Origin of the sequence: Halodurantibacterium flavum, assembly GCF_042681825.1 — a bacterium.
Taxonomy (GTDB): Bacteria; Pseudomonadota; Alphaproteobacteria; order Rhodobacterales; family Rhodobacteraceae; genus Halodurantibacterium; species Halodurantibacterium flavum.
This window is the reverse complement of sequence record NZ_JBHUGH010000002.1, coordinates 94170-119976: the sequence shown is the minus strand read 5'-3', so window position 1 is coordinate 119976 and position 25807 is coordinate 94170. Positions and strand designations below refer to the sequence as shown.

Annotated in this window: 22 protein-coding genes; 12 read left to right on the top strand and 10 right to left on the bottom strand. The window is 66.0% G+C overall.

Translation table 11 applies throughout. The features are described 5' to 3' along the window. Position 1 precedes the first annotated feature (1 nt). Positions 2-988, bottom strand: a complete 987-nt coding sequence (locus tag ACFSGJ_RS02225; RefSeq protein ID WP_390259121.1) for a LacI family DNA-binding transcriptional regulator — start codon at positions 986-988, stop codon at positions 2-4. Positions 989-1273: 285 nt separating this feature from the next. On the opposite strand from ACFSGJ_RS02225, the gene ACFSGJ_RS02220 reads away from it, so the two are divergent. Beyond that, complete coding sequence (locus tag ACFSGJ_RS02220) at positions 1274-2167, top strand: alpha/beta hydrolase (protein WP_390259119.1); 894 nt, start codon at positions 1274-1276, stop codon at positions 2165-2167. Here ACFSGJ_RS02220 and ACFSGJ_RS02215 read toward each other — a convergent pair. After that, entirely contained in the window at positions 2164-3129 is a 966-nt protein-coding gene (locus ACFSGJ_RS02215; RefSeq protein ID WP_390259117.1) for a GlxA family transcriptional regulator, read from the bottom strand. The two genes, ACFSGJ_RS02220 and ACFSGJ_RS02215, sit on opposite strands and share 4 nt — an antisense overlap. A gap of 84 nt (positions 3130-3213) precedes the next feature. Here ACFSGJ_RS02215 and bcoG point away from each other — a divergent pair, with 84 nt between their 5' ends. From bcoG to ACFSGJ_RS02180, 7 genes are all read left to right on the top strand, one after another. Then, complete coding sequence (gene bcoG / locus ACFSGJ_RS02210) at positions 3214-4143, top strand: 3-dehydrocarnitine:acetyl-CoA trimethylamine transferase BcoG (RefSeq protein WP_390259116.1); 930 nt, start codon at positions 3214-3216, stop codon at positions 4141-4143. Beyond that, positions 4140-5663, top strand: coding sequence for a carnitine 3-dehydrogenase (locus ACFSGJ_RS02205; protein WP_390259115.1), 1524 nt, complete (start codon positions 4140-4142; stop codon positions 5661-5663). Before bcoG ends, ACFSGJ_RS02205 begins: the two co-directional genes overlap by 4 nt. Further along, positions 5660-7669, top strand: a complete 2010-nt coding sequence (locus ACFSGJ_RS02200; protein ID WP_390259113.1) for a CocE/NonD family hydrolase — start codon at positions 5660-5662, stop codon at positions 7667-7669. The genes ACFSGJ_RS02205 and ACFSGJ_RS02200 overlap by 4 nt, the downstream gene beginning before the upstream one ends. A gap of 157 nt (positions 7670-7826) precedes the next feature. Continuing rightward, positions 7827-9416, top strand: a complete 1590-nt coding sequence (locus ACFSGJ_RS02195; RefSeq protein ID WP_390259111.1) for an ABC transporter substrate-binding protein — start codon at positions 7827-7829, stop codon at positions 9414-9416. A gap of 11 nt (positions 9417-9427) precedes the next feature. Next, the gene (locus ACFSGJ_RS02190) at positions 9428-10390 is read left to right on the top strand and encodes an ABC transporter permease (RefSeq protein WP_390259110.1); all 963 of its coding nucleotides are present in this window, start codon (positions 9428-9430) and stop codon (positions 10388-10390) included. Next, positions 10387-11202 carry an ABC transporter permease gene (locus ACFSGJ_RS02185; RefSeq protein ID WP_390259108.1) on the top strand — a complete coding sequence of 272 codons (816 nt, stop codon included), beginning with the start codon at positions 10387-10389 and terminating at the stop codon, positions 11200-11202. The genes ACFSGJ_RS02190 and ACFSGJ_RS02185 overlap by 4 nt, the downstream gene beginning before the upstream one ends. After that, positions 11199-12830, top strand: coding sequence for an ABC transporter ATP-binding protein (locus ACFSGJ_RS02180; RefSeq protein WP_390259107.1), 1632 nt, complete (start codon positions 11199-11201; stop codon positions 12828-12830). The genes ACFSGJ_RS02185 and ACFSGJ_RS02180 overlap by 4 nt, the downstream gene beginning before the upstream one ends. A 20-nt stretch (positions 12831-12850) precedes the next feature. On the opposite strand, the gene ACFSGJ_RS02175 is transcribed toward ACFSGJ_RS02180, so the two are convergent. From ACFSGJ_RS02175 to ACFSGJ_RS02145, 7 genes are all read right to left on the bottom strand, one after another. Next, positions 12851-13942, bottom strand: coding sequence for a mechanosensitive ion channel family protein (locus ACFSGJ_RS02175; RefSeq protein ID WP_390259105.1), 1092 nt, complete (start codon positions 13940-13942; stop codon positions 12851-12853). Positions 13943-14180: 238 nt separating this feature from the next. Beyond that, the gene (locus ACFSGJ_RS02170; RefSeq protein WP_390259104.1) at positions 14181-15095 is read right to left on the bottom strand and encodes an aminotransferase class IV; all 915 of its coding nucleotides are present in this window, start codon (positions 15093-15095) and stop codon (positions 14181-14183) included. A gap of 14 nt (positions 15096-15109) precedes the next feature. Next, the gene (locus ACFSGJ_RS02165; protein WP_390259103.1) at positions 15110-15886 is read right to left on the bottom strand and encodes an amino acid ABC transporter ATP-binding protein; all 777 of its coding nucleotides are present in this window, start codon (positions 15884-15886) and stop codon (positions 15110-15112) included. A gap of 3 nt (positions 15887-15889) precedes the next feature. Next, positions 15890-16555, bottom strand: coding sequence for an amino acid ABC transporter permease (locus ACFSGJ_RS02160; RefSeq protein WP_390259102.1), 666 nt, complete (start codon positions 16553-16555; stop codon positions 15890-15892). Further along, positions 16555-17244 (bottom strand): amino acid ABC transporter permease, encoded by a 690-nt coding sequence (locus ACFSGJ_RS02155; protein ID WP_390259101.1) that lies wholly within the window; start codon positions 17242-17244, stop codon positions 16555-16557. The genes ACFSGJ_RS02160 and ACFSGJ_RS02155 overlap by 1 nt, the downstream gene beginning before the upstream one ends. A 126-nt stretch (positions 17245-17370) precedes the next feature. Further along, a complete protein-coding gene (locus ACFSGJ_RS02150; RefSeq protein WP_390259100.1) occupies positions 17371-18198 on the bottom strand; it encodes a transporter substrate-binding domain-containing protein in 828 nt (275 codons plus the stop codon). A gap of 23 nt (positions 18199-18221) precedes the next feature. Next, positions 18222-18896: a GntR family transcriptional regulator gene (locus tag ACFSGJ_RS02145; protein ID WP_390259098.1), complete on the bottom strand. Its 675-nt coding sequence runs from the start codon at positions 18894-18896 to the stop codon at positions 18222-18224. 407 nt (positions 18897-19303) lie between these two features. Between ACFSGJ_RS02145 and ACFSGJ_RS02140 the strand changes: the two genes are divergently transcribed. Together ACFSGJ_RS02140 and ACFSGJ_RS02135 are read left to right on the top strand one after the other, a co-directional pair. Further along, positions 19304-20326: a LacI family DNA-binding transcriptional regulator gene (locus ACFSGJ_RS02140; RefSeq protein WP_390259097.1), complete on the top strand. Its 1023-nt coding sequence runs from the start codon at positions 19304-19306 to the stop codon at positions 20324-20326. Positions 20327-20534: 208 nt separating this feature from the next. Then, entirely contained in the window at positions 20535-21935 is a 1401-nt protein-coding gene (locus tag ACFSGJ_RS02135; protein WP_390259095.1) for an L-fucose/L-arabinose isomerase family protein, read from the top strand. Between the two features lie 99 nt (positions 21936-22034). Here ACFSGJ_RS02135 and ACFSGJ_RS02130 read toward each other — a convergent pair whose 3' ends face one another. Next, positions 22035-22859, bottom strand: a complete 825-nt coding sequence (locus ACFSGJ_RS02130; RefSeq protein WP_390259094.1) for an IclR family transcriptional regulator — start codon at positions 22857-22859, stop codon at positions 22035-22037. Positions 22860-23056: 197 nt separating this feature from the next. Between ACFSGJ_RS02130 and ACFSGJ_RS02125 the strand changes: the two genes are divergently transcribed. Further along, entirely contained in the window at positions 23057-24508 is a 1452-nt protein-coding gene (locus ACFSGJ_RS02125) for an NAD-dependent succinate-semialdehyde dehydrogenase (RefSeq protein ID WP_390259092.1), read from the top strand. 31 nt (positions 24509-24539) lie between these two features. Continuing rightward, on the top strand, positions 24540-25802 hold the full coding sequence (locus ACFSGJ_RS02120; protein ID WP_390259090.1) for an ABC transporter substrate-binding protein: 1263 nt from the start codon (positions 24540-24542) through the stop codon (positions 25800-25802). Positions 25803-25807 lie beyond the last annotated feature (5 nt).

The following is a 25807-nucleotide window of genomic DNA, read 5'->3' as shown; positions in this document are numbered from 1 at the left end:
TTCATGATCGGGGTGCCGGCCCGCTCGACCCGCGCGCGACCAGCGTGACCGGAAAGATCCGGCCCGGGGCGGCGCCGTCGGCCAGCACGGCCAGCGTCTGTTCGGCAATAGCGGCCAGATCCTGCCGCACGGTGGTCAGGGCGGGCGACAGGATGCGGCCCCAGATCAGGTCGTCGAACCCCGTGACCGAGATATCCTGCGGCACGCGCAAGCCCCGCGCAGCCATGGCGGTCGCAAAGCCCACGGCGGCCGCGTCATAGGCAGCGGCACAGGCGGTCGCGCCCCCCAGATCGCCGCTCATGTCGGCGCCCATGGCCCAGTCATGCACACTGTCGAAATCCGGGCGCAGCGCCACCACCTTCCAGCGGACGTCGCGGATGCGGAACACCTCTTCCATGCCGCGCTGGCGTTCGGCGCTGACGGTCGATTCCTCGGCGCTGACCAGGATGACGACGCGCCGGTGGCCCAGATCCGCCAGATGCCGCGCCACCTGCCGCCCGCCGTCGCGGTGATCGCAGGACGCGGCGTTGAGCGGGTTCGCGGCGCTGTCCACCACTGCCATCGGCACGGGCAGCGCCAGATCGGCAAGGTTCGATCCGCGCAGCGGGATCACCACCAGCCCGTCCACACCGCGCGCGACGATGTTGCGGATCTCCTCGCGCTGGGTCTCGGCCGCGCCCATGCTGTCGGCGACCATGATCGCCATGCCGCGCCGCTTGGCCGCGCGCTCGAACGCCTGCGCAAAGACGGGAAAGAGCGGCATCGCGAAATCAGGCACCACAAGGCCGATATTCGCACTTTTGCCGGTGCGCAGCGACCGCCCCGCATGGCTGGGCACATAGCCGCTCCGCGCGGCCTCGGCCCGGATGCGTTCGGCCAGCTCGCGCCCCACCCGGCCCGTGCCCCGCAGCGCGTTCGACACGGTTGCCCGCGACACGCCAAGCGCATCGGCAATCTGCTGCATTGATCCGGGTCGGGTTTCGTTCATCTGATTACACGAGAAACCAAGTTTGATGGCTCGATTAATCAACCCATCGCGCAGCGCAAGCACGATCTGGGGCAACACCTGTCCCAACCGTGCAAAAAACGCGCGCTGCCCGATTTCCGGGCATGGTTGCGCCTGATTACGCCGCAAGGGGCGGCAAAGCGTGGCTTACCGCCCTGATGCCGCGACGGCATGTCAGATGTGATTTGACGGCCCGGGTGGACAGGGCGTTCCACAGGGGGCAGGTTCTTCCTCATCCGGACCCTGCACTGCCCCGAAAGGACCCCGATGCGCCCCGTCCCGTCCGAGCCTGAAATCCTCGACTTCATCGATCAGGTGGCGCGGTTCTATCCCGACGATGCGACGGGGGCCTCCGTCGCGCAGCAGCGGGCGTGGTATGACCAACTGTGCCGGGCCTTCGACCCGCCCCCGCCCGCAGGGCTGACATGGGAGGACGGGACCGAGGCCGGCATCCCCGTCCGCCGCTATCGCCCCGCGACGCTTCATCACGATGCGGTCGTGCTTTACCTGCACGGCGGCGGGTTCGTCGTGGGATCGCGCGACAGCCATCACGCGATCTGCGCCGAGCTTTCGGCGGCGCTTGGTGTGGCGCTGATCGCGGTTGACTACCGGCTGGCGCCCGAACACCGCTGGCCCGCCCCGGCCGAGGATTGCGCTGCGGTGCTGGCCGCGCTGACCGGCGCCGGCCAAAGCGTCATTCTGGCAGGCGACAGCGCCGGCGGGCAGCTGGCGGCCGGGGTCGCGCTGGGGGCAGAGAGGGGCGCGCTGCGGGGGCTCGCGCTCATCTATCCGACGCTGGGCGGGGATACCTGCGCCGGGTCCTATGTGGAAATGGCCGAGGCGCCGGGCCTCACCACCGCCGATGTGCTGTATTACCGCGCGATCCTTGCGGCCCCGGCCGACGATCCGGTCGCCAACCCCCTGCTGGCCGCCGATCTGTCGCATCTGCCGCCCACCTTTGTCACGGCGGCGCGGTTCGACCCCTTGCGCGACGACGCGGCGGCCTTTGCGTCGCGGCTCATTGCGGCGGATGTCGCCTGTTCCTATCGCTGCGAGCCGCAGATGGTGCATGGCTGGCTGCGCGCGCGGCACATGAGCCCCGGCGCAAGGGCGGGCTTTGCGGCGCTGGTGCACGGGATGGCGGGGTTCCTGACGCCCTAGCGGCGGCGCAGGGCCGAAGGCGGCTCACCAAACCGGGCGCGATAGGCGCGGCTGAGCGCGGACTGGGCCGAAAACCCGCAGCGCAGGGCGATTTCCGACAGGGGGGCGTGGCTGTCCGCCACCAGCCGCCGCGCCGCCTGCAGGCGCAGTTCCAGGGCGTAATCCTTGGGCGCCATCCCGATTTCGCGCGAGAACAGCGCCTGCAGCCGCCGCAGCGACAGGCCCACGGCACGGGCGGTCTCGGCCACGGGTTCGGGGGTGTCCAGCCGGCCCTCCATCCGGGCAATGGCGGCGGCGACGCGCGGATCGCCACCGCTGCGCGCGCCCGCCGCGATGGCAAGCCGCTGGCTTTCGCTGGGCGGGCGGCGCGTCAGGATGAAGGTGCCGGCGACCTCCATCGCCAGCGCCGGGCCGTGGCGCGCCTCGATCAGCGTCAGCATCATGTCCTGCGCCGGGCCCGCGCCCCCGGCGGACAAAAGCCGCCCGTCCATCACATAGCGGTCGGGCACCAGATCGACCTCGGGGTGGCGGGCGGCGAAATCCTCCAGATCCTCCCAATGGGTAGTGGCGCGTCGCCCCTGCATCAGCCCCGCCGCCGCCAGAAGCCAGCTGCCGCTGTCCACCGCCACGATCAGCCGCGCCCCGCGCGCCGCCCGCCGCAGCGCCGGCACGATGCGCCCCCGCGCCATGTCGCGCGCGCCATATCCCGCCAGAACCGCCAGCACCTCGGGCGGGGGGTCGGCGGCGTCGGCCAGCGCCGCATCGACCGGCAGATGCACCCCGCAGGTGAGCGGCACCGGCGCGCCGTCATCCGACAGGATGCGCCAGCGATAGGCGCGGTGGCCGAGATGGCGGTTCGCGACCCGCATCGGATCGACGATCGACCCCAGCGTCAGAAGCGAGGCATTGGGCATGACCAGAAGGCCAACATCAAGCGGAGGGATTGTGGCGCGTTCCGTCATGAGCGCAGCGTATTCCGTCAAGCGGCGTCGCGCAACCTCCCTATCCTTGGCCGCATCAAGACGCAGTTTCGAACGGAGTTCCCGATGCCGCTTTCCCCGAACCGGGAGGTATTCATCACCTGTGCCGTCACAGGGTCCGGCGCCACGCAGGATCGCAGCCCGCATGTCCCCCGGTCCCCCGCGCAGATCGCCGACGCCGCGATCGCGGCGGCAAAGGCGGGCGCGGCCATCGTCCATTGCCACGTGCGCGACCCTGAAACCGGCCGCCCCTCACGCGATCCGGCGCTCTACCGCGAGGTGACGGAACGTATCCGCGACAGCGAGACCGATGTGGTGCTGAACCTGACCGCCGGGATGGGCGGCGATCTGGTGCTGGGCGGGGTCGAGGCGCCCTTGCCGCCCCGCGAGGGTGCCACCGACATGATCGGCGCGACCGAACGCATGGCCCATGTCGCCGAGTGCCTGCCGGAGATCTGCACGCTCGATTGCGGCACGATGAACTTTGCCGAGGCGGATTACGTGATGACCAACACGCCCGGGATGCTGCGGGCGATGGGGGGCATGATGACCCGGCTGGGCGTCAAACCGGAAATCGAGGCCTTTGACACCGGCCATCTGTGGTTCGCCCGCCAGCTGGTCGAAGAGGGCGTGCTGGAGAGCCCCGCGCTGGTGCAGCTATGTATGGGGGTGCCGTGGGGCGCGCCGAACGACCTGAACACCTTTCTGGCGATGGTGAACAACATTCCGGCGGGCTGGCAGTGGTCAGCCTTTTCGCTGGGCCGCAACCAGATGGATTACGTCGCGGCGGCGGTGCTGGCGGACGGCAATGTCCGCGTGGGGCTGGAGGATAACCTGTGGCTTGCGCGCGGGCAGCTGGCGACCAATGCGCAGCTGGTGGAACGGGCCGTGACGATCATCGAAGCGATGGGCAGCCGCGTGATCGGCCCGGGCGCGGTGCGGGAACGGCTCGGCTTGACGAAACGCGCCCCGGTTTTGACAGGGGGCGTCGCATGACCGGTTTGGTGACGGGCCCCGTCCGCAAGGCCGCGATCATCGGCGGGGGCGTGATCGGGGGCGGCTGGGCCGCGCGGTTCCTGCTGAACGGCTGGGATGTCGCCGTGTTCGACCCCGACCCGGAGGCGGAGCGCAAGATCGGCGCGGTGATCGCCAACGCGCGCGCGGCACTGCCTGCGCTGTCCGACACCGGCCTGCCGCCCGAGGGACGGCTGAGCTTTGTCCCCGACATCGCCGCGGCCGTCACCGGCGCCGACTGGGTGCAGGAGAGCGTCTCGGAACGGCTTGACCTGAAACACCGGGTGCTGGCCGAGATCCAGGCGGCAAGCGACGCGCCGGTCGGCTCCTCGACCTCGGGGTTCAAGCCGTCCGAACTGCAACAGGGGGCGCGGGCGCCGGGGCGGATCTTTGTCGCGCATCCGTTCAACCCGGTCTATCTGCTGCCGCTGGTCGAACTGGTCCCGTCGCCCGCCAACGCGGCGGATGACATCGCGGCGGCGCAGGATATCCTGCGCGGGATCGGCATGTTCCCCCTCCTGGTGCGCAAGGAGATCGACGCCCATATCGGCGACCGCCTGCTGGAGGCGCTCTGGCGCGAGGCGTTGTGGCTGGTCCATGACGGCATCGCCACCACCGAAGAGATAGACGAGGTGATCCGGCTGAGCTTCGGGCTTCGCTGGGCGCAGATGGGGCTGTTCGAGACCTATCGGATCGCCGGGGGCGAGGCCGGGATGCGGCATTTCATGGCCCAGTTCGGCCCGGCACTGGAATGGCCCTGGTCGAAACTGACCGACACGCCCCCCTTTACCGAAGCGCTGGTGGACCGCATCGCCAGCCAGTCGGACGCACAGTCGGGGCATCATTCGATCCGCGATCTGGAACGCATCCGCGATGAGAACCTCGTGGCCTTCCTGCGCGCGCTCAAGGACCGGGACTGGGGCGCGGGGCGGGTGCTGAACGCCCATGACCGCCTGCTGGCCGACCGCCTGCCGGCCGAGGCCAAAGCGTCGTCCGCGACACCCGATGTCGCAAATGAGACAGAGCTACTGGTTCTTCCCGGATGGATCGACTACAACGGCCACATGACCGAGAGCCGCTATCTTTTCGCGGGGTCGCAATGTGTTGACCAGTTCCTTGGCGCCATCGGCGCGGGGATCGACTATGTGCGCGGCGGCCACAGCTATTACACGGCAGAAACGCATCTGCGCCATCTGGCCGAGGCAAGGCTGGGCGACCGGCTGACGGGCCGCGTGCAGGTGCTGGGCCATGACGAAAAGCGCCTGCACCTGTGGATCAGCCTGTCGCGGCGCGATGACGGGGGCGAGGTGGAGATCGCCACGATCGAGCAGATGCTTCTGCATGTGGATACAGGCGCGGGCCGCACCTGCGCGGCCGCGCCCGGGGTGCTGGCCCGGCTGGGGGACCGCGCCGCGCGCGACAGCCGGCTGCCCCGGCCGGACGCCGCCGGGCGGCATGTGGGGGCAGGGCGCCCCTTGCCGGGGCTTGCGGTTCCGGCATGACGGTGCGCAGCGACTTTCCCCATGCGGTGACGGAAACGCCGCATCTGTGGATACCGCTGCCCGACGGCACGCGGCTGGCCGCGCGGCTGTGGCTGCCCGACGGGGAAGGGGCCGCGCCGGTTCCCGCGATCCTCGAATATCTGCCCTATCGCCGGCGCGACGGAACGGCGATGCGCGACCAGCTGACCCATCCTTACCTGGCGGGCCATGGCTATGCCTGCCTGCGGGTGGACATGCGCGGCAATGGCGACAGCGACGGGCTGATGACCGACGAATACACGCCGCAGGAACTGGACGACGCGGTGGCCGTGATCGACTGGATATCGCGCCAGCCCTGGTGCAGCGGCGCGGTTGGGATGATGGGGATCAGCTGGGGCGGGTTCAACTCGCTCCAGGTGGCGGCGCTGGCGCCGCCCGCGCTCAAGGCGATCATCACGCTCTGTTCCACGGTGGACCGGTTCGCCGACGACATCCACTACAAGGGCGGCGCGATGCTGGGGGAAAACCTTGGCTGGGCGGGGACGATGTGGTCGTTTTCCTCGCGCCCGCCGGACCCCGCGATCCGCGACGACTGGCACGCGGTCTGGCTGGACCGGCTGGAGCGGGAGCCCTTTCTGGCCATCCCGTGGTTCCGCCACCAGCGGCGCGATGCCTACTGGAAACACGGGTCCGTCTGCGAGGATTACGGCGCCATCCGCGCCGCCGTGCTGGCGGTGGGCGGCTGGGGCGACAGCTACAAGAACGCGGTGCCGCAACTGGTGGAACACATCCGCGCGCCGGTGCGCGGGATCGTGGGGCCGTGGATTCACAAATACCCCCATTTCGCCGCGCCCGAACCGCGCATCGGCTTTCTGCAAGAGGCCGTCCGCTGGTGGGACCGGCATCTGAAGGGGGCCGCCGGGACCGGGGACGATCCGGCCTATGCCGCCTATCTGATCCATGGTGACCGCCCCGCCGCGTGGTATGCCCATCGCCCCGGCCACTGGATCACCGCCCCCGCATGGCCGGACCCGGGCGTGGCGCGGCAGGACATGGCGCTTGGCCTGACGCCGCAAGGACACGGGACGCTGGGTGACACGAGCGGCGATTTCGCCCTTCCCCTCGCCAGCCCGCAGGATTGCGGCATCGACAGCGGAGAGTTCTGCGCGATCTTCCTTGGCCCCGAGATGCCCGGCGACCAGCGCCGGGACGATGCGCTTTCGGCCTGTTTCGACAGCGCGCCCCTGGGCCAGACCGATATCTTCGGCGCGCCCGCCCTGCGGCTGCGGCTGAAAGCCGACCGGCCCGTGGCGCATGTGGTGGTGCGGCTGAACCACCTGCATCCCGACGGCGCCTCGACCCGGATCAGCTGGGGCGTGCTGAACCTCTGCCACCGGAACGGGCATGAGGTGCCGGAGCCCCTGACCCCGGGGCAGGAAATCGAGGTGACGGTGCCGCTTGATCATATCGCCTGGCGGCTGCCCGAGGGGCACCGGCTGCGCGTCGCGATATCCGGCAGCTATTTCCCGATGATCTGGCCCGCGCCGGAAAAGGTCACGCTGACGCTGACGGGCGGTGCGCTGTCGCTGCCAGTCCGCCCGGGGGCAGGGGATGCCGATGAAGTCACCTTTGCGCCGCCCGAAAGCGCGCCGCCCCTTGCGCTGGAGATGCTGCGCGCGGAATCGCACCGGCGCGACACGACCATCTGCCGCCGGACCGGCACCGTCACCCTGACGATCGAGGATGATTTCGGCGAGGCGCGCGACCCGAACCATGGGCTGATCGCGGGCTCGGTGCTGCGCGAACGCTGGTCGATCCACCCCGATGAGCCCACCTCGGCCCGGGGCGAGACCCACTGGACGCAGGTCGTCGAACGCGACGGGCTGCGCCTGCGGACCGAGGCGCGGACGGAACTTTGGTCCGATCCGCGCGAGTTTCACCTCCGGGCGCAACTGGAGGCCTATGAGGGTGACCGCCTGATCCATTCCCGCGAAATCCGGGAGAGCATCCCGCGGGATCATCTGTGACAAACGCCCCGGCAAATGCCATGATCCGGGGCAAAAGCCCGAAGCTGAGGAACCGAGAACCACACCGATACCGACAAGACGACCAGACCAGACGCAACCAGATGAGGCCCGCATGGCAATTACGCCGCAACCGGGCACAACAACAGGGAAGCCGGAAATGAACGACGAACTCAAATACCTTCTGTCCCGCACCGTGCGGGGCAACCTGAGCCGCCGCCACTTTCTGGGCCGGGCGACAGCGCTTGGCCTGACCTCTGCCGCGGCAAGCACGATGCTGACCACGGCGGTGCGCGCCGACGGGCCGCGCAAGGGGGGTACGCTGCGCATCGGGATGCAGGGCGGCGGGTCGACCGACAGCCTCGATCCGGCGCTGGCGGCCAACCAGGTGACGTTCCAGTTGCTGCGGATGTTCGGCGAGCCGCTGGTCGAGCTCGACCCCTCGGGCGAGGGGCTGGAAATGCGGCTGGCCGAGTCGGTGGACAGCACGCCCGACGCACGGGTCTGGACCTTCCGCATCCGGCAGGGCGTGACGTTCCACGACGGCACCACGATGACGCCCGACGACGTGCTGGCGACCCTGCGCCGCCATTCGGACGAGAATTCGCAATCGGGCGCGTTGGGGATCATGCAGGGCATCGAGGACATGGCGGTCGATGGCGACAATGTCGTCATCACGCTTGCCTCGCCGAATGCGGACCTGCCCTATCTGCTGGCCGATTACCACCTGCTCGTGCAGCCCAAGGGCGGGGCCGAGGCGCCTGCGGCCGGGGTGGGCACCGGCGCCTACCGTGTCGTGAACTTCGAGCCCGGCGTCCGCGCGGTGTTCGAGAAATTCCCCGACCACTGGGACGAAAGCCAGGGCCATTTCGACTCCGTCGAGATCCTCGTGATCAACGACAACACCGCCCGCACCTCGGCGCTGCAATCGGGGCAGGTGCATCTGATCAACCGGATCGACCCCAAGGTCGCGGGCCTGATGGGGCGCGCGCCGAACGTGCAGATCACCAACGTATCGGGGCGCGGGCATTACGTCTTCATCATGCATTGCAACACCGCGCCCTTCGACAATGCCGACCTGCGCATGGCGCTGAAGCTCGCCGTGGACCGGCAGGACATGGTGGACAAGATCCTGATGGGCTATGGCAGCGTCGGCAACGATTTCCCGATCAACGCGGCCTATCCGTTCTTTGACGACACGATCCCGCAGCGCGAATACGACCCGGAACAGGCGGCCTTCTATTATCAGCGGTCGGGCCATGACGGGTCCCCCATCGTCATGAGCTGTTCCGACGTGGCCTTTGCCGGCGCGATGGACGCGGCGGCGCTGTTTCAGCAATCGGCGCAGGCGGCGGGCATCCCGCTGCAGATCCAACGCGAACCGGGCGACGGATACTGGTCGGATGTCTGGAACGTCAAACCCTTCTGCGCGTCCTACTGGGGCGGGCGGCCGGTGCAGGACCAGATGTATTCGACGGCCTATTCCTCGACCGCCGACTGGAACGACACACGGTTCGAGAACGCCGAATTCGACAGCCTGCTGGTCGAGGCGCGGGGCGAACTGGATGAAACCCGCCGCCGCGAGATGTATTCGCGCATGGCCTATCTGGTGCGGGACGAGGGCGGGCTGATCCTGCCGATGTTCAACGACTTCATCTCGGCCAATGCGACCGAGTTGCAGGGCTGGATCGACGACCCGAACCAGGATCTGATGAACGGCTACGCCCCGCATAAATGCTGGTTCGCCTGAGGGCGCGCCGGATGCAGGGCGGTCTGTTGCTGAAACTGGTGGTCCAGCGCATAGCGTTGGGCTGCCTGTTGCTGTTCGCGGCCTCGGTGCTGATCTTTGTCGGCACGCAGATGCTGCCGGGCGACGTTGCGCAATCGATCCTGGGGCAGTCGGCGACGCCCCAGGCGCTGGCCAATCTGCGGGCCGAGCTGGGGCTCGACCAGCCACCGCTGACGCGGTATCTCAGCTGGCTCGGCGGCGCGCTGCAGGGCGATCTGGGGCGCGCGCTCAGCAACGGGCAGGACATCGCGGCGGCCATGTCCACCCGGCTGGGCAACACCCTGTTCCTTGCGGGGACGGCGGCGGCCATCGCCGTGCCGCTGGCGCTGATCCTCGGGCTGGTCGCGGTGCGCTATCAGGGGCGCTGGCCCGACCGGCTGATCTCGGGCACGACGCTTGCGACGATCTCGGTGCCGGAATTCCTGCTGGGCTATCTGGCGATGTTCGCGCTGGCGGTGCAGTTCCGGGTCTTTCCCTCGGTCTCGACCATCCATGCCGGCATGAGCCTGATGCAGAAGTTCGAGGCCATCGCGCTGCCGGTGCTGGTGATGGTGCTGGTGGTGCTGGGCCACATGATGCGGATGACCCGCGCGGCGATCCTGAACGTGATGCAATCGGCCTATATCGAGACGGCGGAACTGAAGGGCCTGCGCCGCTTTACCATCATCGCGCGCCATGCGCTGCCGAACGCGGTGGCGCCGATCGTGAACGTCGTGATGCTCAACCTCGCCTATCTGGTGGTGGGCGTCGTGGTGGTCGAGGTGGTCTTTGTCTATCCCGGCATGGGCCAGTATCTGGTCGATCATGTGTCGAAGCGCGACGTGCCGGTGGTGCAGGCCTGCGGCCTTGTCTTTGCGGCCGTCTATATCGGGCTGAACATGGTCGCCGATATCGTGGCGATCATCGCGAACCCGCGGCTGAGGCATCCGAAATGACGCGTATTCCCCCCCTGGCCCTGATCGGGCTTCTGGTCACGGCGGTCTTTTTCGGGGCCGCCATCCTTGCCCCCTGGATCGCGCCCTATGGCATGGCGCAGGTCGCGGGCGGCGTGTGGGAACCGATGTCGGCGGATCACTGGCTGGGCACTGACAGTATCGGCCGGGATCTTTTGTCGCGGATGATCTGGGGCGGGCGCGTCACGATCTTTGTCGCGCTGGCCGCGACGGTCGTGGCCTTTGCCACCGGCGCGACGCTCGGCTTTCTGGCGGCGGTCGCGGGCGGTTGGGTCGATCAGGCGCTGTCGCGTTTCGTCGATCTGATGATGTCGATCCCCGCGCTGATCATGGCGCTGGTGATCCTGTCGGTGATGCCGGTGACGCTGCCGGTGCTGATCCTTGTCATGGGCCTGATCGAGGCCACGCGGGTCTTCCGCCTGTCGCGGGCCGTCGCCGTGGATATCGAGGTGATGGACTTTGTCGAGGCCGCCCGCCTGCGCGGCGAGGGCACGGGCTGGGTCATCTTCCGCGAGATCCTGCCCAACGCCTTGTCGCCCCTGGTGGCCGAGGCGGGGCTCCGGTTCATCTTCATGATCCTCTTCATCTCGACGCTTTCCTTCCTGGGGCTGGGGGTGCAGCCGCCCCTGGCCGACTGGGGCGGCATCGTGCGGGAAAACAAGGACGGGATCGTCTATGGCGTGCCTGCGGCCCTGTTCCCGGCGGTGGCGATTGCCGCGCTGGCCATGTCCGTCAATCTGGTCGCCGACTGGATATTGACCCGAACCTCCAGCCTCAAGGGGGGCCGCGGATGAGCGCGCTTCTGGAAATCGAGAACCTGAAGATCGAGGCGACCTCCTACCCGCCCGGCGAGGCCCCGCGTGACGTGACCATCGTCGATGGCGTGTCGTTGCGGCTGGAACGGGGCCGGGTGATGGGGTTGATCGGCGAGTCCGGCGCCGGCAAATCCACCATCGGGTTGTCGGCCATGGCCTATGGGCGCGGCGGCGTGCGGATCACCGGGGGCGCGGTGCGGCTGAACGGGCGCGATATCCTGGCGCAGGGGCCGGGCGGGCTGCGCCGCATCCGGGGCAAGGCCGTGACCTATGTGGCGCAGTCGGCGGCGGCGGCCTTCAACCCCGCGCGCCGGCTTATGGAGCAGGTGATCGAGACGACGCTGGCCCAGGGCACCCCGCGCGCCAAGGCCGAGGCGCGGGCGCGGGCGCTCTTTGCCCGGCTGGGGCTGCCCGATCCCGACCGGATCGGCGCGCGTTATCCGCATCAGGTCTCGGGCGGGCAGTTGCAGCGGGTGATGACGGCGATGGCGCTCTGTCCCGGGCCGGAACTGGTGATCTTCGACGAACCCACCACCGCGCTCGACGTGACGACCCAGATCGAGGTTCTGGCCGCCATAAAGGAGGCGATCCGCGATACCGGGGTCGCGGCCCTCTATATCACCCACGATCTGGCGGTGGTGGCGCAGGTCTCGGACGAGATCATGGTGCTGCGCCACGGCAAGACGGTGGAATGCGGGCCGACCGAGCAGATCATCAACGCCCCGCGCGAGGAATATACCCGCGCGCTGGTATCGGTCCGCCAGGTCGAACATCCCGCCAAGCCGCCCGCCGGCGCGCCCGTCCTGCGGATCGAGGGCGTGACCGCGCGCTATCCCGGCCTTGCCGCCGATGTGCTGAGCGACATCACGCTCGATCTGGCGCCGGGGCGGACGCTTGCCATCGTGGGCGAAAGCGGTTCGGGGAAATCGACGCTGGCGCGGGTCATCACCGGGCTTCTGCCCCCGGCCGAGGGGCAGATCCTCTTTGACGGGCGCGCCGTGCCACCCCGCCTCGGCCAGCGCGGCAAGACCGACCTGCGCGAGTTGCAGATGATCTACCAGATGGCGGACACGGCGATGAACCCGCGCCAGACCGTGGGCACGATCATCGGGCGGCCGCTGACCTTCTACTTCGGGATGCGGGGGGCGGAACGCGACCGCCGCGTTGCCGAGCTGCTGGAAGAGATCGAACTGGGCAAGGGTTTCGCCGACCGCTATCCGGCGGAACTGTCGGGCGGGCAGAAACAGCGGGTCTGCATCGCCCGGGCGCTGGCGGCGCGACCCCGTCTCATCATCTGCGATGAGGTGACATCGGCGCTCGACCCGCTTGTGGCGGAGGGTATCCTGCGGCTCTTGCAGCGGTTGCAGCAGGAGGAAGGCGTGGCCTATCTGTTCATCACCCATGATATCGCGACGGTGCGCGCCATCGCCGACGACATCGCCGTGATGCACCGGGGCCGCGTGGTGCGCAGCGGACCCAAACCGCAGGTGCTGGCGCCGCCTTTTGACGCCTATACCGAGCTTCTGCTCGCCTCGGTCCCCGAGATGCGGCAGGGGTGGCTGGAAGAGGTCATTGCCACCCGCCGCATGGCGAGCGGCGGGGAATGACACCCATCTAGTTCGTGCGGCTAATTCGTGCGGTCACGCGTGGCCCCGTCGCGGCGGGGCAGGTCACGGGCCTGCATGTCCTCCAGCACGGCCATGACCTCGTTCCTCGTGCGGGGCAGGGCCTGCGGCTGTTCACGCTGCAGATAGGCCAGCAGTTCCTCGCGGATATAACAGCGCAGGTCAAAGGCCTTGCCCGCATTGGTCGCATCGGCAAGGATGCGGACCTCGATCTCTCGCGCGCTGAAGTCGGTGACCTGCAGGGCGAATACCTCGCCCCGCCAGAGGGGGGAGGACCGCACGATCCGTTCCGCCTCGGCCCGCAGCGCGGGCACGTCGGTCGCAAAATCCAGATGGATCAGCACGACCCCCAGCAGCGTCGCGTCATTGCGCGTCCAGTTCTGGAAACTCTGTTCCAGAAAGTAGCTCAGCGGCACGATCAGCCGCCGCTTGTCCCAGACGCGGATGACGACATAGGTGGCGGTGATTTCCTCGATATTGCCCCATTCGCCCTCGACGATCACCGCGTCGTCGATCCGGATCGGCTGGGTCAGCGCAAGCTGCACGCCCGCAAAGATGTTGCGCAGGACCGGCTGCAGCGCCAGACCGACGACGATACCGGCGGCACCGGCCGAGGCCAGAAGGCTGACGCCATACTGCCGCACCCCCTCGATCGTCATCAGGGCGACGCTGAACCCCACCGCGATGATCAGGATCGACCCGACCCGCTGCAGGATGCGCGTCTGGGTCACATGCTTGCGCGCCAGCAGGTTGTCCTCGACGTCGATCCGGAAGCGGCGCAGGTGCAGCGACATCCAGATATCGAGCGCCGTACGCACGAACCATGTCACGCAGGCGATGAAGGCGATCAGCAGGATATGGCGCAACAGCGCACCCTGCTGCGGCGGCAGGGGCGTGATATTCGCCGCGAACGAGGTCGCCATGATCATCAGTTGCAGCTGAACCGGGCCGCGCGTCCGTGCCAGGAGAGGCCGCCAGAAGGTTTCATCCCGCACCAGCCGCGTCAGCAGCAACCGGTAGAGCAGAAAGCACACCGCCCAGGCGGCAGAGAGTGCGGTGACAAAGATCAGGGCGGTTTCGGTCCAGTAGGGCATGGGTCCTCCGGCGGGCTCCGGTTCGTTCCGCGCGGATTTGGTTCATGACATTCGCTCATGGGGGGCGGCGCCGGATGCGCGGAAGAAGGCGCTGCCCGCCCAATCTGAACGGGAGCGGGCGCAATGGGTTCCGAAATCGGGGCGAAAGAGGACGCTGCTGCGGGATTTCGCCCGGATATGCGCCTGTTCAAGGCGGCTCTGCGTGCAGGAGGGGCGGGTGTGGTGCCCGCCCGCCCGTTCAGCCGTTCACGTAGGCCGCATAAAGTTCGGCCGCGCGGGCGGTCACGGGCCCGGGACGGCCCGTCCCGACCTTGCGCCCGTCGATCATCGTGACCGGCGTCAGCCCACCCAGCGTGCCGGTCACGAATGCCTCGTCGGCGCCATAGACCTCGGCCAGGGTATAATCCTTTTCCAGCACCTCGCCGCCCGCCTCGCGCCAGAGCCGGATCACGGTCGCCCGGGTGATCCCGTTGAAACAGGTGGCCCCGGTCGAGGTCCAGAGCGCGTCGCCCCGCACGATGAAGAAGTTGGTCGAGTTGCAACTGGCCACGAAGCCGCGATCGTCGAGCATCAGGGCCTCGTCCGCGCCCATGTTGATCGCCTGGATCAGCGCCTGGATGAAGTTGAGCCGCGAATGACTGTTGAGCCGCAGGTCGAACACGTCGGGCGTCGAACAGCGGATGGTCGAGGTCATCAGCCGCAATCCCCGTTCCTTGAGCGCGGCGTTCGGCTGCTTGTATTCCGCCACGATCACGACGGTCGCGCCGCCGGTGATGAAGCGCGGGTCCTGGTTCGGCGTTGTCTTCAACCCGCGCGAGATCATCAGCCGGATATGGGCGCCGTCCTCCATCCCGTTATGGCGGAGCGTTTTCCAGATCTCGCCGACCAGCGCCTCGGGTGGCATCCCGATATCAAGCTGGATCGCGTTCGCGCCCTCATAAAGCCGGGCCATATGCGCATCGACCGACAAAAGCCGCCCCTTGACCAGCCGCAGCCCCTCCCACACGCCGTCGCCCAGCACAAAGCCTGCGTCGAAGACCGAGACCTGCGCCCGGTCGCGCGGAAAGAAGGCGCCGTTCACATAGACCTCGACCCCGTCATTGCGCGGATCGGGCGCATAGCTTTGCGCGCTTTGCATCGTGGGGTTGGTCATCGGATCGTCCTTCGTCAGAATTCGAATTGCTTGTGGCGCGCCAGAAAGGCCTGGGTGCGCGGGTTCTGTGGTCCCTTGAGCACGGCGTCGGGTGGCCCCTCTTCCTGGATCACGCCGTCGGCCATGAAGATCACGCGGTTCGCGAAATGATAGGCAAAACCCACCTCATGGGTCACCAACAGCATCGTGCGCCCCTCATCGGCAAGGCTGCGGATCACGCCCAGCACCTCGCCCACCAGCTCGGGGTCGAGCGCGGATGTCGGCTCGTCGAAGAGCATGAGATCCGGGTCGAGCGCCAGCGCCCGCGCGATGGCCACGCGCTGTTTCTGTCCGCCCGACAGGCGTGATGGGTATTCCTGCGCCTTTTCCGCCAGCCCCACCCGCGCGAGTTCGCGCATTGCGCGCGCCTCGGCCGTGGCGCGGTCCTTGCGCTGCACGGTGCGCAGCCCCTCGGTCACGTTGCCGATCGTCGTCATGTGCGGGAAAAGGTTGAACTGCTGGAACACCATGCCGATGCGCTGGCGGACGGCGGTCAGGCTTGCTTCGGGATAGATGCGGCTGCCGTCCGGGCGAGGGCGGCCCAGCACGCGTCCGTCGAGGGTGATCTCGCCCGAGCTGGGGGTTTCCATGAAGTTGAGGCAGCGCAGAAAGGTACTCTTGCCCGAACCGGAGGCGCCGAGGATCGCGATCCGGTCGCCCGCCATCACGTCGAGATCGATGCCGCGCAGGACATGGTTGGTGCCGAAGCTCTTGTTCAGGCCGCGGATGCGCAGGACGGGGGCCTCTGTCATCGGTCAGTCTCCTTTGGCCATGCGCCGTTCCAGCACATAGGTCGCGCGCACGATCGGATAGAGGATCGCAAAGAACAGCAGCGCGACGACGGTATAGGCCTCGATCGGGTTGTAGTTGAAGGACGCGATCATCCGCGCCTGATGCAGCATCTCGCCATAGGCGATGGCCGAGGCGAGCGTGGTCATCTTGAAGATCTCGATGCCGCGGTTCGTCAGCGCGGGCAGCATCCTGCGCAGCGCCTGCGGCAGGATGATGCGGCGCATGATCTGAAGATGGCGCATCCCGATGGCGCGGGCGGCCTCCCACTGGCCGGGGTCGAGCGACTGGATCCCTCCGCGCCAGATCTCGGCGGAAAAGGCCGCCGAGTTCAGCGAGATGCCAAGCGCCGCCGCCATCAGCGGGCTGATGTCAAAGGGCACCAGCATCGGAAAGGCGAAATAGAACCAGAAGATCTGCACCAGAACCGGCGTGTTGCGGAAGAACTCGATGAAGGCCGCGGCGGGCCAGCGCAGGACGCGCCGCTGCGAATAGCGCGCAAGCCCGATCACAAGCCCCAGCGAAAGACCCGCCGCCAGACAGATCGCAAAGATCCGCAGCGTACCCAGAAGCCCGGACAGCAGCGCCTCCCGGTACATCCAGACCGAAGAGAAATCCCAAGCATAGCCCATCAGCCGGCCCCTTGACGCACGGTGTTGTCGCCGCTGACCGCAAGGCGTCGCTCCACCGCCTGCACAATCAGGCTGAGCCCGAATATCACCACGAAATAGATCAATGCGGTGGCGGTGAATATCTCGATCGGGCGAAAGGTTTTCTGTGCCAGTTCATTGGCCTGATAAAGCAGGTCGGCATAGGACACGGTGGCAACCAGCGTCGTGGTCTTCATCAACTCGATCGCGCGTTCGGTAAAGGCGGGGATCATCCGCTTGACCGCCTGCGGCAGCACGACCCGGCGCATCACCTGCGGGCCGCGCATCCCGATGGCGCGCCCCGCCTCCCATTGGCCACGCTCGACCGAGACGATGCCCGCGCGGAACACCTCGGCGAAAAAGGCCGAGGACTGGATGGAAAAGGTGATCGCCGCCGCAAGATAGGGCGTCATGCGGATGTCGATCAGGATGGGCAGGGCAAAGAAGAACCAGAACAGCTGAACCAGCGGCGGCGTCGTGCGGAAGAACTCGATCACGAATCCCGCGGGCCAAGCCAGCCAGCGCCGGGGCGAAAGCCGTCCGAGCGCCAGCAAAAGGCCCAGCGGCAAGCCAAAGGCCAGCGCCGTCCCGGTGATGGACAGCGTTCCCAGAAGCCCCTGCCACAGCAGATCCGCGTTGGCGAGCACGGGTGTGAAATCCCATTGATACATCAGTCTCTGGCCTTGTGGTTCGCCTTCGGGCGTTGCCTGCGAATGCGGGGATCGCCCGCGCGGGCTGGTTCATGGGCCCGGTCCGCGGGCCGGCGACACCGCGTCGGGCGCGGGATCCCCCGCAGGTCAGAGCCGTTCACGCATGATCGGCGGCACGGTCGCGGGGTCGAGCCCGAATCCGGTCAGGAATTCCTCATACCACGCCTGGGTCTGCCCGGACCGATAGTATTCGCCGATCTTTTCGTTCACCCAATCAAGGAACTCGGTATCTGCTTCTTGCCGCAGCCCGACCGAAGAGGGGCGCGATTCCACCGGCTGTGGCACAAGGATCTGTCCGCGTCCCAGCCGCTGGCGCGCGGCGATCAGGGGCGGGTGGAACAGCGTCACGGCATCCACGCGCCCCGCCTGAAAGGCCGCGATCGCCTCGGGGTTGCCCGGGAACCGCTGAATATCCGCATCGGGGGTGTGTTCCGTCAGAAAGGCATCCATGCTGGTCGCCTGCGGCACGGAAATGCGAATGCCCGGCTGGTTCAGATCGGCCCAGTCGGTCACCTCCAGATCATCGCGGGCCAGCACGGCAAGCGAGTAGTAAAGCAGCGGCGTTTCCGGGAATGCGAGTGCCTGCCGACGTTCCTCGGTCGCGTCCAGAACGAACATCATGTCGATGCGGTTCGACTGCAGCGCGGCGACGGCGGTACCCCATGTAACCTCGACCGGCTCGAACCGGACGCCGAGTTCCTCGGCCATCGCCCGGCCCATGGAGACGCCAAGGCCCGATGACCATTCCCCCGTCGCAGGGTTTACCGAATACCAGGGCGGCGCCTGCGTCACGCCGACCCGCAGCACGCCGCTGCTGCGGATCTGTGCCATGGTCCCGTCCTGCGCCATTGCGATATTTGCGGACATGCCGATCACGCTGGCGGCAAGGCCCGCCAGCACCACGCGTCTTTTCATTTTCGTTCTCTCCTGTTGGTCGTTTATCCCTGCAAGGCGCCTTGCGCCTCGACAAAGGCTTTGGTTCTGTCCAGCCCGCGCTGCATGTGATTGCGGATCTCGTTCTTCATCGCGTCGAGATCGGCGCCCGTGGCAAGCCGCAGATAGTCATCGTGGCTTTCGCGCAGGGGGCCTGTCAGTCCATGCGCCCGGTGATGCGCCGCCCAGTAGAGTTGCAGCCGCCCGCGGATGCTGTGCCAGCTGGCCAGCAAGAGACCGTTGCCGGCCCATTCGTAGACAAGTCCGTGCAGGTCAAGTTCTGCCTCGATCGCACGGGGGTCGTCGGCCGCGTCGATCGCGGCCTGGAGCGCGTCATTCCGGCGACGCAGTTCCTCGCTGAAGGCATTGTTGCGGCGAGGCCAGGCAAGCTCGAACGCGAATTGTTCGAGACAGGCGCGCATGGCGTAGATGTCGTTCACGTCCTGCAACGAAAGTTCGACCACCCGCGTTCCGGTATAAGGGACGCTGACCAGAAGCCCTTCCTCGATCAGTTGGCGCATGGCCTCGCGCAGGGGGCCGCGGCTGGCGCCCAGACGCAGCGCCAGCGCGGTCTCGATCAGGTGTTCGCCGGGGGCGAACTCTCCCTCCAGGATGGCGCGGCGCAAAAGGGCCGCGATCTGGGAACCCATCGTTTCGCGCTTGAGCGATAGCTGAACCATATGATGTGGCCTTGTTTGGGGCAGCGGGTGCGCCACGAAGAAAGCCTAACCGGAGGCTTGCAGATTGTCAACAATCTACGTATTGTTAGGCGAGGTGCGCCGGTCATAATCAGCCGGCGATACCGCCTTTGATTTCAGTCTGGCGATTTCCGCAGCAGTTGATTTTGGCGGCATGGGGGAGTAATGATGTTATCAATGAGCGACGTACATCATCAATTTGCACCGGTCAAGCGCAGTGGTCCAAGGCCTCATGGCACAGCCATCAGACGCCCCGCACCTCTTTTCAGGCAGATCGCCCTGCGCCACTCATCGTTGCCGCGCTGGCGGTTGGCCGGGGGCGGCTCCGCCTTGCCCGAGACGCGGCGAACGGCTAGTAAGCCTTTGATTTGATAGCGGGAGTAAACAGCGTGCGCCCGACAGTGCAGGACGTGGCGAAACAGGCGGGCGTCAGCCTTGCCACAGTCGACCGGGTGCTGAACAACCGGCCGGGGGTCCGTGAAAGGACCATCGCAAGGGTCGAGCAGGCGATCGCCGCGCTCGGATATGTGCGGGATCTGTCGGCGGCCAATCTGGCAAAGCGTCAGGCCTATCGCTTTGCCTTTGTCATTCCGCAAGGGGCGAACAGCTTCATGCGGGGCCTGGAGGCCGAGATCGAGGCCGTTAGGCGCCATTCCGCACATGACCGCACCGAAATCACGATAATCAGGGTTCCGGCCTTTGACGGCCCGGCGCTGGCAGCTGCATTGAACGGGATCGATCCGGAGCGCTGTTCGGGCGTCGCCGTCGTTGCGACCGAGGCCCCCGTGGTCCGCGACGCGCTGGCGCGACTGCGGCGCCATCATGTTCCCGTCGTCACGCTCGTCTCCGACTTTCCGAATGTGCAATGCGATGCCTATGTCGGCATCGACAATGTCGCGGCAGGGCGGACCGCGGCGCGCCTTATGGGCAAGTTCCTGGGCGAGCGCTCGGGCAGCATCCTCATGATCGCGGGGTCAATGCTGGTGCGCGATCATGTGGAACGTCGCATGGGGTTTGAGCAGGTCATCCGCAGCGATTATCCGCATCTTGCCGTGCTGCCGGTCATCGAGGCGCGGGATGACAGCGGGTTGGTCCGCCAACATGTCGCCGACAGCCTGATGGCGCGGGATGACGTGGTTGGAATCTACAGCATGGGGGCGGGGAACAGGGGACTGATCGAGGCGCTCACCGGATTGCCGCACAAGACCCAGGTGGTCATCGCCCATGAGCTGACCGACCACACCCGCCGCGCCCTGGCTGACGGAACGGTGGACGCAATCATCCATCAGGATGCGGGTCATGAGGTGCGCAGCGCCTTGCGTATCCTCAAGGCCCGGATCGACAGGACTGCGCTGCTGGCGGGGCAGGAAACCATCCGCATCGAGATATATCTCAACGAGAATCTGTCTTAACGGGCAGGTTGATCCTCCGACACGGCATGCTTTGGGCCCCGCAATCCCGCGTTGACACCTCGACGAGCAATGAGGTACGTCCATCAAGCAGGAGGGCCGTTTAGATTCGGCCCCAAGTCAGGGCACTGGAAGCCGGCCAACCTCGCGCTGCCGGAAAATGGCGGCGCGCATGCCGCCCTGAAACCATGAGGGAAATCAAGTGACGTCGATGACATTCGCAATCATAGTTGGAAGCCGCGGGTTTTTCCCGGGCCATCTTGCGGCCACAGGGCGCGAACACATGATTGCGGCGGTGGAAAGGGCTGGCCACAGATGCGTCGTCCTCGGCCCCGAGGATACCGAACACGGGGCGGTGCAGTCGTTCGAGGATGCGCGGAAATGCGCGGCGCTCTTCAAGCGGCATGCGGAGGAGATTGACGGGATCATCGTGACGCTGCCCAATTTCGGCGAGGAACGCCCGATCGCAGACACGATCCGCCTGTCCCGGCTTTCGGTGCCGGTGCTGATCCAGGCGACGCCGGACGATCCGGAAAAGATGTCGATCAAGTGGCGGCGCGACAGCTTTTGCGGCAAGATGTCGGCCTGCAACAACCTGCGCCAATACGGCATCCGTTATTCATTGACAGCTTCGCATTGCGTCGATCCGGAGGGCGAGGAGTTCCAGCAGGATCTCGCGCGGTTTTCGGCGACCTGCCGGGTCGTGGGCGGATTGCGAGGTTTGCGCATCGGGGCGATCGGCGCCCGCCCGCAGGCCTTCAACACCGTGCGCTACAGCGAAAAGCTGCTGGAGGCGGCGGGCATCTCGGTCGTCACGCTGGACCTGTCGGAGATCCTGGGCCGCGTCGCGCGGCTCGATGACACCGCTCAGATGGTGGTGGACAAGATCGAGGCCATCCGCAGCTACATTTCCATCGACGGCGTGCCCCATCCCGCGATCCTGCGGCAGGCCAAGCTTGCCGCCGTGACGGAAGAATGGATGGCCGAGGCCGATGTCTCGATCAGTGCGATCCAGTGCTGGACCTCGCTCGAGGAAAACTACGGCGTCGTCCCCTGCACGATGATGAGCATGATGAGTTCCCGCCTGATGTCGAGCGCCTGCGAGGTTGACGTCTGCGGCCTGATCGGAATGCACATGCTCGCCCTCGCCTCGGGGACGCCAAGCGCTCTGCTCGACTGGAACAACAATTACGGCGGGCAGGCGAACAAGGCGGTCTGCTTTCACTGCAGCAACCTGCCCAAGGAGTTCTTTTCGAACTACCGGATGGATTTCCAGGAGATCATCGCCGGCACCGTGGGCAAGGAAAACACCTATGGCACCGTCGACGGCTCGATCCGGTCGGGGCACATGACCTATATCCGCGTCAGCACCGACGATGCCACGGGGCGCATCCGCGGCTATGTCGGCGAGGGGCGGTTCACCGACGATCCGCTGGAAACCTTCGGCGGGGCAGGGGTGGTAGAGATCCCCGCGATGCAGAAACTGCTGCGCTACATCTGCGAAAACGGGTTCGAGCATCACGTCGCCGCCAATTTCTCGGCGGTGAGCGATGCAGTGATGGACGCGACGCGCCAGTATCTCGGCTGGGATTTCCACCTGCACGAGGCATAGGGCGCGGGTCCCGTTGTCTTTCAGGCCCGGCATTTTTGGCTAAGGCCCGGGCCGCGCCTCGCAAAAAAATTGCTGAAAAGCAGCCTGGTAATCCCCCTGTCAGTCGTCACCGGCCGATGTGAGACGCGGGAGGGTGTTGGAGCGCACTTCAATCTCGGCTCCCATACGCTCCGATGTCAGCAAAGCAAGTCGCTGGACTGTTTGAATAACGTTCGCCTCGAACTCCTCGGTGAGCTCCTCGACCGGTACACTGACAGCGATGGAGGCGATCACGTTGTTCGCCACCCCGAGGATCGGGGCTCCGTAACATACCTTGCCGTCGGAGACGTATTCGCGGTCCTGAGTGTACCCCCGCGCGCGCGCTTCGTCGATCAGCGCGATGAGCTCTTTCACAGATCTGGGGGACTTCGCTGTAAGAGGCTCGGGAAATCCGTCACGGAAACGGTTTATGATGTCCGAATTGCTGGCCTTGGTCAAAAATGCATGTCCCGTCGAGGTGAAGGCCATCGGGAGGCGCATTCCCACGCGATAGGTGTACCAGGGCGTCTTGCTAGAATTGCGGACCGCAATATAGACGATGTCGTTGCCGTCCGGCACGGCAAGCGTGATGGTCGCACCGCGCAGCTCCACGGTGCTCTCGTCCCAAATCCGCGCGAATTCTGTGGCGATATCGCTGCGCCGCGTGAATGAGGTGGCCCATCGCATGACGTGTGGACCAATTGCATAAGTCTGGTCGGCGTTCCTGAGGAGCAGACCTGCCTCGACCATTGTGGAACACACGCCATGAACGCTGCTCCGCGGCAAGCCTGTCTTACGTGCCAGATCGGCCATCGTAAGGTTGTCCGGCGCTTCGGCAACTGCATCGAGGATCAGTACGGCGCGGGCGATAGCAGGCGAAGACGGTTTCCAGCGCAGCTCATTCACGGTCGTTCTCCGGATATTTTTCTCCGGCGCCAAGCCGGATCATGGCAGCAGATCATCCGATTTATATAGCCCGCCATCGTCGAAAAGCAATCGTTGACTTCACATACTGACGCGTGTACGAAATATATACATTGGTTCAGTATGCTGAACACGAGACAGGTTGACGATACGCCACGCCGACGACGGAGGGAGCCCTGATGGGGGACGCCATTCAAAGCAGTGATATTTTCAAAACCGACGCCTACGTGAACGGAAAGTGGCAGCCATCCCGAACCCGTTTCGACGTGACGAACCCGGCAACCGGTGAGATTTTGGCCGCTGTCGCAGATCTCAGCCGCGATGACGTGAAGGTTGCCATCGACGCCGCCGCGGCCGCGCTGCCGAACTGGTCGAAGCGCACGGCGAAACAGCGCGGCGACATCCTGCGGGCCTGGGCCGACCTCATGCTGGCGGAATCGGACCGGCTGGCACAGCTTCTAACGCTGGAGATGGGCAAACCCCTGGCGGAGGCAAAGACCGAAATTGCCTACGGTGCATCATTCATTCACTGGTTCGCGGAAGAGGCCCGGCGGGTCTATGGCGACATCATCCCGGGCCATCAGGTAGACAAGCGCATCCTCGTCCTCAAGCAGCCGATTGGCGTGGCCGCTTCCATCACACCTTGGAATTTCCCGAACGCCATGATTGCCCGCAAGGTCGCCCCGGCGCTGGCGGCTGGCTGCACCTTCGTTGCGCGCCCCTCCGAGCTGACGCCGCTTTCGGCGCTCGCAATGGCAGAGCTGGGTGCGCGTGCAGGCATCCCGGCGGGCGTCTTTAACGTCGTGACGTCGTTGGATGCGGCAGGCGTTGGCAAGGAGTTCTGCGAGAACCCCATCGTTCGCAAGCTCAGCTTCACCGGCTCCACCCGCGTTGGCCAGATCCTCATGGCGCAGGCCGCGCCGCAGATCAAGAAACTCAGCCTCGAGCTCGGCGGCAATGCCCCCTTCATCGTCTTTGACGACGCCGACATCGACGCGGCGGTTGACGGTACGATCATTGCGAAGTTCCGGAATGCCGGGCAAACCTGTGTCTGTGCCAATCGGATCTACGCGCAGTCCGGCATCTACGACGAGTACGTCGCAAAGCTCACTGCGCGGGTCGCGCAGCTCAGGGTCGGAGAAGGTCTTGGCGAAGGTGTCGAGATCGGCCCGATGATCACCGATGCGGCGCTGAAAAAGGTCAGGCAGCATCTGGACGATGCCGTGGAGAAAGGCGCCACGGTCACCACCGGGGGCAAGCCGGCCGCACAGGGCGGCCTCTTCTTCCAGCCGACGGTGCTTTCCGGGGCTACGGCAGAAATGCGCCTCGCCGCGGAAGAAACCTTTGGCCCTGTCGCGCCCGTGTTTCGGTTCGACACCGAGGAAGAGGTTATCGCGATGGCCAATGACACGGAGTTTGGTCTGGCCAGCTATTTCTATGCACGTGACATGGCGCGGATCATACGGGTGATGGAAGCGCTTGAAAGCGGAATGGTCGGGATCAACACCGGCCTTATCTCGACGGCCGAAGCGCCGTTCGGCGGCATCAAGTCGTCCGGCCTTGGTCGCGAAGGCTCTCGCTACGGTATCGATGAATATTTGGAGATGAAATACGCCTGCCTGTCGATCTGACGGGCATACATTTTCTCAGGGAGGAGAAAACATGAAGAAACTTGCTGCAACGGCCCTTGTGGCCGGCGCCTTCGCTGCGTCCGGCGCACTGGCCCAGGGTGGGGAAATCCATATCGGTGTCCCTGTCTTTCTTTCTGGTCCGTCCGCTGGACCTTTCGGAATGCCCGAACGCAATGCAGCCGCGCTGCTGTTCGATGCGCTCAACGAAGGATCTGTCCCTGCGCCCTATGGGACGATCGGAATAAATGGCCGAACAATCAGGGCGACCTATATCGACGAAGCCTCTGACGCGGTTGTGGAATACCGCAATCTCGTTCAGCGCAGCGGCGCGGAGGTGGTGATCGGATACACGTCTTCCGGGAATTGCAAATCCATCGCACCTCTGGCCGAAGAGTTGGAAACCCTGACCGTGCTGGTCGATTGCGGGACGCCGCAGATCTTCGAGGAAGTGGTAACAGACCCGCAGTTCCTCTTCCGAACCGGCGCGATGTCGACGATGGACGCCGTCGGCGCGGCGCGTTACCTGGCGGATCGCGGTGTCGACATGTCGCGGGTAGCGGGCATCAACCAGAATTACGCCTGGGGTCAGGATAACTGGCGTGACTTTACCGCTGCACTGACCGCCCTTGAAACGGAATCTGGCATCGTCTCGCAACAGTTTCCGCAGCTCTTTGCCGGACAATACGGCGCCGAAGTGTCGGCCTTGCTGACATCGACGCCCAAGGTGACCTTCACCTCCTTCTGGGGGGGCGATCTTGAAGCATTTGTCCTGCAAGCCGCGCCACGCGGCCTCTTCGCGAGGATGTCGATCCTGCTCACCTGCGGCGAGGCCCTCTTTCCCGGCATGAGCGCCGACATTCCCGAAGGGACGATCGTCGGCGCACGCGGACCCTTCAGCGTATTTGCCCCGGACACCGAATTGGCGAGGTGGTTCGCCGAGTCATATGCTGAACGTTTCGGATCGGCCCCGACCTTTCCGGCCTGGAAAATGGCCCAGGCTGTACTTGGGGTCAAAGCCGCCTATGAAGCTGCCGGAGCCGACGCAACGGGCGCCGATGCGGCAGCGAGTTTCAAGGGATTGGAATTCGAGGCACCCGGCGGGATCATCCAGATGGCCATCGGCAATGGGCATCAGGCGATACAGGGTATTTCCTACGGCACCTACAAGCTGGTCGACGGAAGGCCAAGTGTGGAGAATGTGATCTCCTATGATGCCGCCTGCGTCAACCCGCCCAACGACATGACGGCGATCGGCTGGATCGAAGCCGGCTTCCCCGGCGCAACCTGCGACTGAGGCCA